The organism is Streptomyces sp. NPDC056231 (genome assembly GCF_048270745.1).
Taxonomy (GTDB): Bacteria; Actinomycetota; Actinomycetes; order Streptomycetales; family Streptomycetaceae; genus Streptomyces.
In genome coordinates this window covers 1-13,709 of sequence record NZ_JBLVKW010000127.1, presented here as the reverse complement: position 1 = coordinate 13,709, position 13,709 = coordinate 1, and the positions used below count along the sequence as shown (strand labels likewise).

Below are 13,709 nucleotides of genomic sequence, written 5' to 3'. Positions count from 1 at the left end.
GTAGACCTGCCCCCACCGACGCTGATCGTCGCGTGCGAACGGCTCGAAGACCTCCGCCGCGAAGTCTTCCAACTCACCACGCACAGATGCAATTTTATCCGGTGTCACACACACTCAACGTCACACCGAACCCGCAGGACACGCACCACCCCAGCAGACCTGACCAAGCCCTAATAGTCGCTTGACGCCGAAGACGCCGCGGTGGTCCTCGACGAACTGGAAGCGACTCACCAGTTGGTCTCCTTCGCGAAATACTTCGCGGCCCGCCGCAATATGTCCCGTTCCATCTCCAGCTCACGGACCTGCCGCCGCAGCCGGGTGATCTCCGTATCCTTCGCCGACCGGGCCGGCGCCGCCACCGCAGGTGGCGAGCTTTGGGGGTGCTCGGCCGTGTCCGCGGCCTTCTGCACCCACTGCCGCAGCGTCTCCGCGTTCACGCCCAGCTCCTCGGCGATGCGTGACACCGGACGGTCGGACGAGTGCACCAACGCCACCGCGTCAGCCCGGAACTCCGCCGGATACCTGTATGTCCCCACTCGGGACCCCTCTTCTCCCTGGACCACTCATGATCCAGCCTCCGAGATGTCCACGATCAGGGGGGAGGCCCCCATCTCTGCACCCTGATAGACGCGCCCGCCGGGATCCGGGTCGAGGTTCACCCGGAACTGGCGAACAGGGTGGCCGACGCAGCCGTCACCGTGTGCTGGGACGACACCTGCCACAAGCGCACGCTGCAGCTGCGCAAGGCCTCGCCGGACGAACCGGCAACCCCAGGGAACCCCGTGATGACCACGGAATCCGCTACCGCCGCAGAAAGCCCGGCAGCCAGGACCCCCCAAACCCCCGAGCCCTCCATCCGGCCTGGCTTCGCGATCATGAGTGACCTGCCAGGAAAGCCGATACACGTCACGCTGGTACTCAAGAACCAGCGCGGCGCCACCGTGCTCAACCGACAGATCAGCACCACCCCGCAGCCCACCTATCCCAACGGCCGCAACTGCACGCCGGCCGGCCACCAGGCACGCCTGATGGTCACGGAAGAGGGCTCGCTGATCCCACGCTGACCGTACGCTCCACCACGGATCTGCGCCGGCGAGGTGCTGTGTGCGGATAGACAACAAGAACGCAAATGGAGGTGGCTGTTGAGTATCGAATCCCTAGAAGCTGCGCTACCGGGACTGATGGCGCAGCGTCTCGAGGTTCCACGGCGCATCAACTGGCAGATGGTCTTCGACGGGTTGAGGACTGGGCTGCCGGACGACTACATCACTTTGGCAGAGTCGTACCCTCGGCTGAAGATCGGGAAGTTCCTCTTTGTGACGTCGCCGGCCCCAGGAGGCGAATCGGGATTCGTCGAGGGGGCGAGAGAGGATCTCGCCGGTGCCGAGGGTATGGCGCAGAAGGGAATGCTCGGCGGCTACCCTGTGTTCCCGGAATCGGGAGGGTTGCTGCGGTGGGGCAGCTCGGTAGACGGGGACGAGTTCCACTGGCGTACAGAAGGGCAGCCCACCGAATGGACAGTCGTTGTGGCTGGGCGGAATGACGACTGGTTCCACTACGAAGGCAGCCTCTCGAGCTATCTCGCCTGGCTGTGCTCCGGGCCGGCCGTACCGCATGGGCTCCCTCCGAACTTTCCGGGGCCTGAACCAGTGGTTTCCGTCGGCTAAAGGGCAAGGCCGTGAAGTTATGACTCTGGGGGCGTTGGCAAGCGCGCTCTGATTTGCGGTGAGTCCTGACGTGAGAAGCGGAGCCCCGGTAGAACTGGCAGTCGACCAAGACAGCCGTTCACAGCACCGGAGGCTCCGCTGTCCGATCAGTGTGTCATCACGCGTGAAATCACGGTAGCCAAGGGCTTGTTCGCCCCCGGGCACCTGGGGGAACTCACCCAGATCGTCCCGTTCGAGATGGTCGATGCGGCCCTCACCGAGACCGGTGCCGTCCAGCAACGACTGCGGAAGATCCCCGCCCGGGTGGTGGTCTACCTGCTGCTGGCCGCAGCCCTGTTCGAGGACTGCGGCTACCTGGCCGTCTGGCGCAAGCTCACTGCCGCGCTGGAGGCGATACCGGTCGCGAAGGTCACCGGCACGGCGCTCTGGGACGCCCGGACCCGTCTCGGTGTCCGCCCCATGCGGGCCCTGTTCGACCTGCTGCGCGGGCCGGCCACAGCGATCCGTACCATCGGCGCCCGTTTCAAGGGTTTACTGACCGTCGCGATCGACGGCACCTACCTCGACGTCCCCGACAGTCCGCTGCACCGGGCCCGCCTGGGCAAGGGCACCAACCAGTACGCGGCCTCCGGCTACCCGCAGATCTGCCTGACCGCGCTGGTGGCCTGCGGCACCCGGGCGGTCCTGGACGCCGCCTTCGGGCCCCGGTCCAGCGGCGAGACCGTCTACGGCAAGCGACTGACGCGCTCCCTTCACGCCGGAATGATCGTCCTGCTGGACCGGGGCTTCTCCAGCAATACGTTCCTGGCCGCTGTCGCCGCCACCGAGGCCGCCTTCCTGGCTCGTGTTTCGGCCGCCCGCAAGCCCCCGGTCCTGGCCCGCTTCGACGACGGCTCCTACCTCTCCCGCTTCGGCAGCACCGAGGTCCGCATCATCGAGTGCGAGATCACCATCACCACCAGCCAGGGCCGTCAGACCGGGCTCTACCGACTGGCCACCAACCTCCTTGACCACCACCGATACCCGGCATCCGACCTGGTCAGCCTGTATCACGAGCGATGGGAAGTGGAGTCCGCCTACTTCGCGATCAAGAAGTCGATGCTGGGCCGACGCGTCCTGCGCTCGAAGACCTGGGCCGGCATCGCCCAGGAGGTCTACTCCCTGCTGAGTGCCTACCAGGTCCTGCGGATCGCGATCGCCGACGCCACCGGGACCACACCCGGAGCGGACCCGGACCGGGGCAGTTTCAGCATCGCGCTCCGATGCGCCCGTCGCGGTCACGAATGAGGAATCGGGCCTGGCTGCCCACGTCCTCGAGGTCCATAAGGAGATTGCGTCCGAGCTGCACGACCCAGTCCGCCGTGGGGTGCGCGGTGGCGCCCAGGATCCGGACGCGCCGGGTGGAGTACCCGATGACGGCGAAAACGTACAGACGCGCCCCGGTGAGGGTTCGGGTCTCGAAGAAGTCGCAGGCGAGCAGCGCACCGGCCTGGCCGCGCAGGAAGTCGGCCCAGCTCGTGCTCTGCCGTTCGGGCGCGGGTGGGATGCCGTGCTCACGGAGGATCTCCCAGACGGTGGAGGCGGCGACCTTGATGCCCAGCGCCGCGAGTTCGCCGTGGAACCGGCGATAGCCCCACGAGGAATTCTCGTGAGCCAGGCGCAGGATCAGAGCGCGGATCGACCGGACCGTGGGTGGGCGTCCACGCCGCTTCGGTACGCAGGTGGCGGCATGTCGTCGCTCGAGCAGGTTGCGATGCCACCGCATGATCGTGTCCGGGCGTACCAGCAGCAGGAGCTGGTGCAGCTTCTGCCTCGGGAGGTGGCGGAGCAGGCCGGCGAGGACAGCGCGGTCGGTGTCCGTGAACGTGGGCTTGCCAACCTGGCGTTGCAGGACGAGCAGTTGGTGCCGAAGTGCAAGGATCTCGATGTCTTTGTCCCGGTCGCTCATCGGCAGCAGGCGCAGAAGCGAGAAGGTTTTGGTCGCGGCGAGGTAGGCCAGGCGCAGCAGCACGAGATCATGATGTCGTCCGCGTCTGTGCACGTGAAGACATCGGAGCGGTCCGCGAGCGAGACCTGACGGGTCAGTCGATCAAGGCCTCCACCTGGGTGGATGATTTATCGGCACCCGCAGAGTCGTCGGAGAACGTCCAAGCCCGTTACGTGGACCTGTGGGACGAGGTCTGTTCCGGGGCACGGCGAACGACCGTCCTCGTCGGGCACGGTGGGGGAATCGCCTGCCTGCTGCTGTGGCTGACGGGGAACGGCTTCGACCGTTACCTCCAGCACGTGCCGGGCTCGGCCGGGATCACGTGGGTGGAGGTCGACGACCTGACTACGCGTATCCGGCTGATGAACGCCACGCCTGCGGAGCTGCCCGGCCTCCTCAACGCCCGCACCGCCCGATGAGAGTCGGGACGGTACGGGTGCGGGGATGCCCGTCAGGCTTCCGGGGCGCCGCCGAAGCGCTCACGGTAGGACTCCAGGTCCTCCTCCGTGATCTTCGCGAAGAGCACCGGCGGCACCGTGAAAGCGGTGCCGGCCGGGACGGTGTCCAGGGACTTGGCCTGGTCGGCGGTCACCCAGGTCGCGGTGTCGTTCTCCACAGCGAAGGCCCCGCGCATGGCGGCGGTCGAGGTCGGGATGAACGGCTCGGAGACGACCGCGTACAGGTGGATCAGGTTCATCGCGGTACGAAGGGTCAGCGCGGCGCCGTCGGCGTCGGTCTTGATCTCCAGCCAGGGGGCCTTCTCCTCCAGATAGGAGTTCCCTGCGGACCACAGCGCACGCAAGGCAGCGGCGGCCTTGCGGAACTGGAGCGCCTCCATGTGCTCCTCGTACTCGGCCAGAAGGCGCGCGATCTCCTCGCCCAGCTTCGCCTCTGCGTCGCCGGCGGCGCGCCCGGCCGGGACCTCGTCGCCGAACCGCTTGCGGGAGAACGACAGCACGCGGTTGACGAAGTTGCCGAGGGTGTCGGCCAGGTCCTTGTTCACCGTGGCGGTGAAGTGCTCCCACGTGAAGGAGGAGTCGTCCGACTCGGGGGCGTTGGCGATCAGGAAGTAGCGCCAGTAGTCGCCGGGAAGGATCTCCAGGGCCGCGTCGGTGAAGACTCCGCGCTTCTGGGAGGTGGAGAACTTGCCGCCGTAGAACGTCAGCCAGTTGAAGCCCTTGACGACGTCGACCATCTTCCAGGGCTCGCGCACGCCGAGTTCGGTGGCCGGGAACATCACCGTGTGGAAGGGGACGTTGTCCTTGGCCATGAACTGCGTGTACCGGACGGTGTCGTCGGCCTCGTACCACCACGACTTCCAGTCACGGGTCTCACCGTCGGTGAAGGCGTCCGCCCATTCCTTCGTCGCGCCGATGTACTCGATCGGGGCGTCGAACCAGACGTAGAAGACCTTGCCCTCGGCCGCGAGCTCCGGCCAGGTGTCGGCCGGAACGGGCACGCCCCAGTCAAGGTCGCGGGTGATGGCGCGGTCGTTCAGGCCCTCGTTCAGCCACTTGTGAGCGATGGACGTGGACAGGTGCGGCCATTCCGCGCTTACGGTGGCGATCCACTCCTCGACCTCGTGCTGGAGCTTGGACTGCAGCAGGAAGAGGTGCTTGGTCTCACGGACCTCCAGGTCCGTGGAACCGCTGATCGCCGAGCGCGGGTCGATCAGGTCGGTCGGGTCGAGGACTCGGGTGCAGTTCTCGCACTGGTCGCCGCGGGCCTTGTCGTACCCGCAGTGCGGGCAGGTGCCCTCGACGTACCGGTCCGGCAGGAAACGACCGTCGACCGGCGAGTACACCTGCCGGATCGCACGCTCTTCAATGAAGCCGTTCTCGTTCAGCTTGCGCGCGAAGTGCTGGGTGATCTCGACGTTCTGCTGCGAGGAGCTGCGCCCGAAGTAGTCGAAGGCCAGCTCGAAACCGTCGTACACGGCCTTCTGCGCGTCGTGCGCCTGAGCGCAGAACTCGGCGACCGAGAGCCCGGCCTCCTTGGCGGCGAGCTCGGCGGGGGTGCCGTGTTCGTCGGTGGCGCAGATGTAGAGGACGTCGTGGCCGCGCTGGCGGAGGTACCGGGAGTACACGTCCGCCGGAAGCATCGACCCGACCATGTTGCCCAGGTGCTTGATCCCGTTGATGTAGGGAAGCGCGCTGGTTACCAGGTGTCGAGCCATCCTTGGATGCTCCATTTCGTACGTACGGCGCCGGTGGCGCTGCCACGGCGGGCCCAGGTCGGGAGGCCGCAGCCGACGCGATCACTCCGACCGCACGTCGGTGTCACATATGGTGACGGAACGGGACTGCAAGCCGCCGTCATCGTATCGAACCGGGGGTTTGGCCAGCCTGCGGGTTTTCCCGCCTCTCCATGCCGCGCCCGAAAAGCACTCGGCCGTCCGAGACAGGCGGCCAAGCGAGTCTCGTACGGCCGAGGCGCTCCCAATCTTACGGCCGTTGCCCACCGCTGCAGCAAAGACTGCAGCTCAGTTGCCTCTTCCGGCGGGCCTCCGAGGCGTATGCCGAGACCGAGAGGGCCAGTTGCCGCCGGTGCCGCCGTCGCCGCACGAAAGCGACCTTCGTCTGAACATGCGCTCCGACCAGGAAGCACACGTCCACCATGAAGGCCGTGAGGATGAGTCTGCTGCACCGCGATGCCCAGCGAGAACCGTTGGTCTCTCTGTGGCCGGCAGAACGGGGCGGAGCCCAGATGGGGCAAATCGTCATGCAGGTTGAAGGAGGGGCATATGCCCGATCATGCTTGGCGCCATGATTCTCGCTTCCGCCTCATTCGATGTACCCGGCACTGGCGACTACGCCTACGACTGGGCCTTGGTCGACGTGGAGACCTCCGGGCTCATTGCCAGGCGGGACCGGGTGCTGTCCGTCGCGGTGGTGACGATCGGTCCGGACGGCGAGCAGACCGGGGAGTTCTCGACACTGCTCAACCCGGAATGCGACCCAGGGCCGGTGGATGTGCACGGGCTGACCATCGAACGGCTGCGGGGCGCACCAACCTTCGATCAGGTCGCCGGGCGAATCGGGGCGATGCTCCAGGACCGGGTCCTGGTCGCCCACAACGCCCAGTTCGACTACGACTTCCTGGCCTACGAGTTTGCCCGTGCGCGGATGTGGCTACCGGTGTCGCAGCGGCTTTGCACCCTGGCTCTCAACCGCCAGGTGGATCCGCCGACGAGCGACATGAAGCTCGGCACCCTCGCTGCCCACTACGGCGTACCGCAGCAGCACGCGCACGATGCGCTGGACGACACCCGGGTGCTGGCCGGGATCCTGCGGGCGTCGCTGCGCGAGGCGGCGCTGCTCGATCTACCGTTGCCGCTGGTGACCTGCCCGCCCCGGGCAGAATCCCAGTTCACGCCGCAGCCGCCCAAGACGCCCTGTGCGTACCGGAACCCGGGACGACTGACTCCCGGCGGGCCACTCCAGCAGGGGATGAAGATCGCGATATCCGGTGAGACCGCCCACGCCCGGGCGGAGCTGGTGGGGCGGGCGGTTGCCGCCGGGTTGAACATGATGACGTCCGTCAGCCGGCATACCAGCGCGCTGGTCACCAACGAGCCGGCGTCCGATTCGACGAAGGCCCGGCGCGCGCTCGCCGAAGGCGTGCCAGTCATCGATGAGCACACCTTCCTGCGGCTGCTGGCCGACGTACGGGCCGGAACAGCTCATGAGGCGACGGTCCCCCCCGTGAAGGAGCCGGAAACGGCACAAGTCCGTTCCGTCGAGCCGGTGTCCACCACGACCTCTACCGCACCCGCCCCGAAAGCACCCGTCCTCCCCACGCTCTCCCCCGGCGCATCCGTCCCCGCCCCGCGCCAACCGGAGAACTCCGCCAGCACCTCGGACAAGCCGCTGACGGGACGCCGGGTACTGGTTCTTGGCGGTGTCCATGCCGATGCCGCGGCAGCTCGTACGCGCGTCGTCGAGCTGGGCGGATCCGCAGCAGTCAATCTTTCCGCCAGCGTCACCGACGTCGTGCTCCTGCCGGACGGCGAGAACGACCGACGCATCCACCGCATCACCGCCCTTGCTATCCCCGTACACGACCCACATTGGCTCACCGCGCCAACCGCCGCCGACCGGCGCACAGCGGCTGTCCGGCCGCAGGACCCGCAGGTAATGCCAAGGGGCGGCGTCATCGACCTGCCCATGCCGCACGGCACACCCGCACCCGAGTGGTACGTAACCGCCGGCTGGGCCGTGCAGGCCGACTGCGAGATCGACGTCGTCGCCTTCATCCTCGACGAGGACGAACAGGTGGCCTTCGACGAGGACTTCATCTTCTACGGCGCCCCGCAGAGCCCCGCCGGCACCGTGCGGCTCCTCACCGGCGGCCCAGCCGAACAGACCATCGCCGTCGACCTGGCATCCCTGCCGCCCGCGACCCGCAAGGTCGTCGTCGCCGCGGCCCTCGACGGCGCCGCCACCTTTGGGGCGGTCGGCGCAATCCAGATCAGCGCTGCCCCTGACAGCAGCGGGGCACCACTCGCCCGGGCCACCCTGGACGCCGCAACGACCGAACGCACCATGCTGCTCGCGGAGATTTACCGCAGGGGTCCGGTCTGGCGTCTGCGCGCTGTCGGCCAGGGCTACGACCATGGGCTCGACGCCCTGGCGCGCGGATACGGGGTTCACATCGCCGACTGAACGACGGTGATGAAGGCCTGCACGTCCCCTGGGTCAGGCACGGCGACGCGGTGCGGGTGGGGGCCGCGGTGCGGAACCGGCAGGCTTGAGTTCAGTCCGGCGGGCAGTTACTGGAGCCTTCCTTTTGGCGTGACCCCGGTCAACAGGTTCATCACGGTGAGTGTGCGGATTAAACCGCATGGCAGCTGGGTTGTGTCTGGTTGGAGTGGATTCGTAGAAGCCCGTTGGGCGACTTTGGAGGCATGGCTGTGCACGGTGAGTACAAGGTCCCCGGCGGCACGCTCGTCGTGGTCAATCTGGACGTCGAGGGCGGCGCACTGCGCAAGGTACGGGTCGCCGGGGATTTCTTCCTCGAACCCGACGACGCCATCCTTGCCATCGACGCGGCTCTGGAGGGCGCCCCGGCCAACACCGACACCGCCGGGCTCACCGCCCGTATCGACGCGGCACTGCCCGCCTCCACCGTGATGCTGGGTCTCACCTCGGAGGGCGTGGCCGTCGCCGTACGCCGCGCCCTCGCGCACGCCACCGAGTGGAGCGACTACGACTGGCAGCTCATCCACGAGGCCCCGCAGTCCCCCGCACTCCATATGGCACTCGACGAGGTCATCACCACCGAGGTCGCCGCAGGGCGCCGCCCGCCGGCGCTACGAGTGTGGGAGTGGGACTCTGCGGGTGCCGATAAATCATCCGGCCTGGTCAAGCGGCATGTCGGTACTCATGAAGGGTTCCGCTGAGTCGGTCTCGTCGGCCGACGTCCAGGTACCTGATCTGTGCTGACACGCTGATCGGTTCGGGTAGCGGGCGGAGCGGTGCGGCTTGGCCCAGGGCTCGGTGCGGCCGATGGCGGTTGTAGAAGGTCTCGAACTCGCGGAGCGCATGCAGGAGGTGCCTCTGGTTCCAGATCAAGGTGCGGTCCAGGAGCTCCCTGCGGCAGGTCTGAATCCAGCGCTCCACGACGGAGTTCATTCGGGGTATCTGGATGCCGGTGGTGACGACTGTCAGTCCGGCGTCGGCCAGCAGGGCGTCGAAGGACTGCGTGAACTTCGAGTCGCGGTCACGAATTTCGAGAGCCTGAGCTCCCGGGCGCTGCGGTTCGCGTCACCTGTGTCGGGCCGGACGGCGGCACCATCGAATCGCCCGTTGTCTTCGTCTGTAGCCCTGTGCACTGTGCATGGAGCCGACAGCGGGCCCCGCCTGCGATATAACTACACGGAGGAGGTGGTGGTCCTCCAGCGGGGAGCGTCGAAGTCGGGCTGATCGGGGCTGGCGAAGTGGAACGGCACGGCGAACTGCTCGGCCAGGGCGCGACCAATCGTCTCTGCTTCCTGCGCCTCGGGCCACGGCGGAACCGTGCCGTTGAACAGTCTCATGTCACTGCCGTGCCGGATCATGGCGAGCCGGTGCTCGGTAGCCGGGTCGTCCGTGAGTGCGATCAGGTCCACGTACCAACCATCGGTGTCACCGTCCCACAGTGCCTCGATGGCGACCGTCCGGCCGGGCAGAGCATCCACCTTCTCCACCAGCGTCACCAGGTCCAGCGGATGGGTCGGATAGCGCTCGAACCGCTGGCCCAGCTCCCGGTAACGCTCTGCAACCACGTCGAGTGTGTCGTACAAGGCCGGCCTGGACCCGACTGGGAACGCCTCGCGGATACGGGCGACTGCCGCTATCCGATGGTCCTGCTGAATCAGGCTGTCCACGGCGGAGCGCTCGGCGGCCTCCAGCGCGGCCCAGATCGGGGAGTCCATGTCCGTATTCAAGCCGCCCCGACTTTGCGCCCCCGATCCGGGTCGCCGTTGCCGAGAATGAATCCTGCTCATGCCGGGCCTGGTGCCGGTAGAGTTCGCGGGTGATCATTCCCCCTGTCCACCCGCGACCGGCCCTCAGGGCGACTACGAGCCATCCGGGCCGCTGACATGGCGCCCTTTGTGTACCGCATTACTCCGTACGACCCTGCTGACCTCGACGCGGCGGCCGGCGAAGACAGCACCTTCATCGCGTATGACTCGAGGGAACGCGTCGCTGCTGCCTGTGTGGCGGCCGTGGCCGGGTTCGCGCTCGATGCCGCCGTCGAGCAGGTGACGATCGACAATCCCATGGCCGAGGGGTTCTTCTCCTTCTCCGTCCTCGCGGGAAGAGGGGGGCATGGGCTGAGCGGGCTCTTCCCCTATGACAGCGCCGGGTTCCACGACGGCGCGCGCGTCCCGCTCGCCACCGGTCTCGGGTTGCTGCGGGCGATGGTGCTACGCGAGGGCGCCTGGTGCCGGCTGCAGGCGGACAATGGATTCTTCGTCCATGTCGGCGACCGGGACGACATATACGTCGGCGGCGGCCGAGACCAAGAGAACGCCGTGTCCCGCACCCGCATTCTTGGGCTGTTCGCCGACCGGGTCTCGAGCTCACCCTACGACCCGGCCCTCGACGAGACCGACGCCTCGCGGGCCGCCGACGAGGAGTTCTGGTCTGAGGTCGGCGCACTGGTCGCGGACCGCGGCGGAGCCCTGCTGGAGGAGCGTCCGACCGGCAACGCCTACCGCTGGCACCGCCTGACGGCCGCTCACGAGGTCGAGACTGTGCATGAGCGTCTGACCCCACGGGCGCGGCTGGCGGTATGGCCGGACCTCACCGACGACGTCGAGGCGATCCGCGCCGCCGTCGTGCGCGGGGAACGCCTTCACCTGCTCGTACGGCAGTATCCGGGCGGGGGGTTCCACAGGGCGTGTGTCGCCGAACCGGGCATGGGACGTGCAGACGTGCCGAATCCCCAGATCACGGCGGGCCCGGGCCACCGCGTTGCGTTGGTTCCGCTGGAACGAGCTGATCGCCATCCTCTTCTCGCGGCAGTGCTGCCCGACGGGGACGGTGTCCTTCGGGCACGCTGGCGCACCAATCGCAGCCGGGCCGAGGAGCGGCGGACGTTCCTTGGCTCGCTGCGAGTGGGCGAGGCTGTCACCGGCGTTGTCGCGACGGGTCTCAATGACATCGGGGTGTACGTGCACCTCGATGACGATCTGGGCCGTTTCCTCGGCTTCCTCCGTGTTCCCGAGATGTCCTGGACCCGTTTCGACTCGGTGGACGACGTTGCCCCGATCGGTCGGGAAGTCCGCGCCGAGATCATCAGCATCGACTTCGCACGGGAGCAGGTGAGCCTGTCCATGAAGGCGCTGCAGCTCGATCCCTGGCAGCACTATGCCGATACCCACAAGGGCGGGGACACGGTCTCGGGGACGGTGACCAAGCTGGTGCCGTTCGGCGCGTTTGTCCAGGTGGAAGAGGGCGTCGAGGGCCTCGTCCACCTTACCGAGTTGGTCGATCACGACGTCGAGTACCCGCAGGAAGTGCTCGCGGTCGGCGACCAGGTCCGTGTAGCCATACTTGACGTGGACCGCCAGCGTCGCCGCATCAGCCTTTCACTCAAACGCGCCCAACCGGAATGAGGGCAGCGGTGCTGCATGAGCCCTCAACAATCACGCCCAGGTGTGCTTCGGATTCGGTGGCGCCGAATACGGCGTTGTGCGCCATGGCGTTCCGGTAGACGTCGTGGAAGGCGTCGGTGCCGGTGGCGTCCGGGATGAGGTGAGCGGGGCAGGGAACCGGCAGCGGCTGCACGAGGGCAATTGTGGCAGCAGATCCATGCGCATTCGGGACGCACTGGAGTGATCATCCCTGGGCTGGCGGGGTGGTCGGTGAAGCCGGCCCTCAGCCGCACCGGCCTCGCTGTAAACCACACCTCTCACACTGCGGAACGTACACGGGCGCGCAGGGTGAGAGCCCATTCGTCCCGCTCAGGTTGCGACAGCCGTCACTCGGCCGAATCTACCGGTCGTATGGTGGCTCGCCGAGCGCGTGAATGAGACGATTGACTACTTCACCGACAGTGAAGTCCCATCCGGTTAGGCGCTGTCCGCTCCAGTTAATCCCTACCCGGAAGTCATCCTTGGCTAGATCCGGCAAAGCCGCGCTTCGCCAATGATCCAGCGGCATTGAAATAGCTCGAAATTGAGGACCCCATAGCTGAGCGGCGCGCTGCGCACGGGTCTTCGACGACCAATAGGGGAAAGCTGGTTGCCCAGAACTTGAGACCGGGGTCGGACTGCCGTCGTCGTCTCGAACCCACCAAACGGTACGAGTCCGAGCGATCTCACGGAAGAAGGCCGCTGCCTGAGCCCCGCTTGTGCTCACCTGAATCCTCCTGGATCGTCCCGACTTGAACATCACGCTTGAGCGCGGCACCAGAGGGCCCCGGTGCCGCGCCCGCGGGATGCATTCGGCGGGCGCGGCCTGGGCGATAGCAGAAGTAGGCGTCACATCTGCTACAGGTGTCGGTCCAGGCGGCCAGGTAGGTGCACCGTGCGGACTTTGCCGGCGGCATCCACTCCGACGGGTCCTTGTCCGCTTTGATCCGGTTGGTCTTCGCCGTGACAGCCACGAGCGACCGCTGGGCATCGAGATCATTCGCGTATCGCATACGCCGGGCTGCGTCCCGCGCGAAAGCACCGACTGGCGGGGAGCGTCATTCCAGAGGTGCGGTATTCCAGGCTGCCCATGGGTCGTCGCACACATGGCCGGCGTCGGGGGAGGCAGATTCCTGCCGCTTTGCCCGGCCGTGCTGTGCCTCCTCGCGCTGGGCGGCCACGTCGGGGATGACGGCGATGGCCTCGGTGAAGCGGCCCTGCCGGATGAGAAGTTCAGCCAGGTCAGTTGCGGCCCGCTTGCCGGGCAGCGGGCGCAGGAGGGCGATGGCCTCCTCGACACGGCCGTCCTGGGCGAGCAGCCACGCGATGGTCACCTCGCGGTCCTCGACCTCATCGGCTGGCAGGGCTTCGATCTCCGCGATCGCTTCTCGGGCGCGTCCGGACTCCCCCATCAGCCACCACCGGTTGGACCGGAGCCAGTACGCCTCGTTCTCCGCGAGGAACTCGGGGCTGCGGCCTTCCGTGAGGCCGATCGCCTTGCCGTGCTGGCCCTGATCGGCAAGGAGGATCAGGGCCCCCTGGAGGAGGTTTCCGTCGTAGAGGTCGTCAAACGTGTGCTCCACCGCCTTGATGGCGTCATCGAACCTGCCCTGGCGGATGAGCAGTTCCATCAGCGTGTTCTCATGCCAGCCCAGACGCCCGGCGGCGATGAGATCGCGTAGGTAGGTCTCCGCCTCGCTGGCCCGTCCCGCGTTCTCCAGCGCCGTCACGTACGGGCGTACGGCGGCGTGACTGTGGGTGTCGGCAAGGTCGCCAAGCTCCTCGATCCGACCGCACCGGGCCAGCAGCTCAGCGTAGAACTTGACGGTGTTCAGCACCCCGTACCGGCGGGCGGCCACGTCCGCGCCAAGCAGCCGGATCGCCTGGTCCGCCCGGCCAGCCCGCTCCAGGACCTGGGCCTGTGCGGGCAGGA

General features: G+C 67.2%; 11 protein-coding genes and 5 pseudogenes. 7 read left to right on the top strand and 9 right to left on the bottom strand.

Translation table 11 applies throughout. The annotated features are described in order from the left end of the window. Window positions 1–227: 227 nt before the first annotated feature. Entirely contained in the window at window positions 228–536 is a 309-nt protein-coding gene (locus ACNPQM_RS41500; RefSeq protein ID WP_418088043.1) for a transposase, read from the bottom strand. Window positions 537–677: 141 nt separating this feature from the next. Here ACNPQM_RS41500 and ACNPQM_RS41495 point away from each other — a divergent pair, with 141 nt between their 5' ends. From ACNPQM_RS41495 to ACNPQM_RS41485, 3 genes are all read left to right on the top strand, one after another. Continuing rightward, complete coding sequence (locus ACNPQM_RS41495) at window positions 678–1,064, top strand: hypothetical protein (RefSeq protein WP_418088042.1); 387 nt, start codon at window positions 678–680, stop codon at window positions 1,062–1,064. Window positions 1,065–1,142: 78 nt separating this feature from the next. Further along, window positions 1,143–1,667, top strand: coding sequence for an SMI1/KNR4 family protein (locus tag ACNPQM_RS41490; protein ID WP_418088041.1), 525 nt, complete (start codon window positions 1,143–1,145; stop codon window positions 1,665–1,667). 186 nt (window positions 1,668–1,853) lie between these two features. Next, complete coding sequence (locus ACNPQM_RS41485) at window positions 1,854–2,954, top strand: IS4 family transposase (RefSeq protein ID WP_418088040.1); 1,101 nt, start codon at window positions 1,854–1,856, stop codon at window positions 2,952–2,954. Here ACNPQM_RS41485 and ACNPQM_RS41480 read toward each other — a convergent pair. Next, a pseudogene (locus ACNPQM_RS41480) lies at window positions 2,923–3,678 on the bottom strand (integrase); the annotation flags it as partial. The gene ACNPQM_RS41485 and the pseudogene ACNPQM_RS41480 sit on opposite strands and share 32 nt — an antisense overlap. A 95-nt stretch (window positions 3,679–3,773) precedes the next feature. Here ACNPQM_RS41480 and ACNPQM_RS41475 point away from each other — a divergent pair. Next, window positions 3,774–4,073, top strand: coding sequence for a histidine phosphatase family protein (locus ACNPQM_RS41475; RefSeq protein WP_418088039.1), 300 nt, complete (start codon window positions 3,774–3,776; stop codon window positions 4,071–4,073). Between the two features lie 32 nt (window positions 4,074–4,105). On the opposite strand, the gene metG is transcribed toward ACNPQM_RS41475, so the two are convergent. Continuing rightward, the gene (gene metG, locus ACNPQM_RS41470; protein WP_418088038.1) at window positions 4,106–5,830 is read right to left on the bottom strand and encodes a methionine--tRNA ligase; all 1,725 of its coding nucleotides are present in this window, start codon (window positions 5,828–5,830) and stop codon (window positions 4,106–4,108) included. A gap of 589 nt (window positions 5,831–6,419) precedes the next feature. Here metG and ACNPQM_RS41465 point away from each other — a divergent pair. Continuing rightward, complete coding sequence (locus tag ACNPQM_RS41465; protein ID WP_418088037.1) at window positions 6,420–8,318, top strand: TerD family protein; 1,899 nt, start codon at window positions 6,420–6,422, stop codon at window positions 8,316–8,318. Between the two features lie 248 nt (window positions 8,319–8,566). Beyond that, window positions 8,567–8,989: pseudogene (locus tag ACNPQM_RS41460) on the top strand (lipoate--protein ligase family protein); the annotation flags it as partial. A gap of 28 nt (window positions 8,990–9,017) precedes the next feature. Here the strand turns inward: ACNPQM_RS41460 and ACNPQM_RS41455 are convergent. Beyond that, window positions 9,018–9,383 (bottom strand): annotated as a pseudogene (locus ACNPQM_RS41455) (integrase core domain-containing protein); the annotation flags it as partial. 143 nt (window positions 9,384–9,526) lie between these two features. Beyond that, window positions 9,527–10,069 (bottom strand): hypothetical protein, encoded by a 543-nt coding sequence (locus ACNPQM_RS41450; RefSeq protein WP_418088036.1) that lies wholly within the window; start codon window positions 10,067–10,069, stop codon window positions 9,527–9,529. A 168-nt stretch (window positions 10,070–10,237) separates the two neighbouring features. On the opposite strand from ACNPQM_RS41450, the gene ACNPQM_RS41445 reads away from it, so the two are divergent. Beyond that, on the top strand, window positions 10,238–11,758 hold the full coding sequence (locus ACNPQM_RS41445; RefSeq protein ID WP_418088035.1) for a S1 RNA-binding domain-containing protein: 1,521 nt from the start codon (window positions 10,238–10,240) through the stop codon (window positions 11,756–11,758). Here ACNPQM_RS41445 and ACNPQM_RS41440 read toward each other — a convergent pair. From ACNPQM_RS41440 to ACNPQM_RS41425, 4 genes and pseudogenes are all read right to left on the bottom strand, one after another. Next, the gene (locus ACNPQM_RS41440; protein ID WP_418088034.1) at window positions 11,736–11,930 is read right to left on the bottom strand and encodes a hypothetical protein; all 195 of its coding nucleotides are present in this window, start codon (window positions 11,928–11,930) and stop codon (window positions 11,736–11,738) included. The two genes, ACNPQM_RS41445 and ACNPQM_RS41440, sit on opposite strands and share 23 nt — an antisense overlap. A gap of 207 nt (window positions 11,931–12,137) precedes the next feature. Beyond that, on the bottom strand, window positions 12,138–12,536 hold the full coding sequence (locus ACNPQM_RS41435) for a DUF2750 domain-containing protein (RefSeq protein WP_418088044.1): 399 nt from the start codon (window positions 12,534–12,536) through the stop codon (window positions 12,138–12,140). Between the two features lie 103 nt (window positions 12,537–12,639). Next, window positions 12,640–12,795, bottom strand: a pseudogene (locus ACNPQM_RS41430) (HNH endonuclease); the annotation flags it as partial. A 39-nt stretch (window positions 12,796–12,834) separates the two neighbouring features. After that, window positions 12,835–13,709: pseudogene (locus ACNPQM_RS41425) on the bottom strand (hypothetical protein); the annotation flags it as partial.

What these genes read in the sequence shown, in the direction of transcription:
- metG (WP_418088038.1), bottom strand. Translation starts at nt 5,830, where the DNA reads ATGGCTCGACACCTGGTAACCAGCGCGCTTCCCTACATCAACGGGATC.
- ACNPQM_RS41465 (WP_418088037.1), top strand. Translation starts at nt 6,420, where the DNA reads ATGATTCTCGCTTCCGCCTCATTCGATGTACCCGGCACTGGCGACTAC.
- ACNPQM_RS41450 (WP_418088036.1), bottom strand. Translation starts at nt 10,069, where the DNA reads ATGGACTCCCCGATCTGGGCCGCGCTGGAGGCCGCCGAGCGCTCCGCC.
- ACNPQM_RS41445 (WP_418088035.1), top strand. Translation starts at nt 10,238, where the DNA reads ATGGCGCCCTTTGTGTACCGCATTACTCCGTACGACCCTGCTGACCTC.
- ACNPQM_RS41435 (WP_418088044.1), bottom strand. Translation starts at nt 12,536, where the DNA reads ATGTTCAAGTCGGGACGATCCAGGAGGATTCAGGTGAGCACAAGCGGG.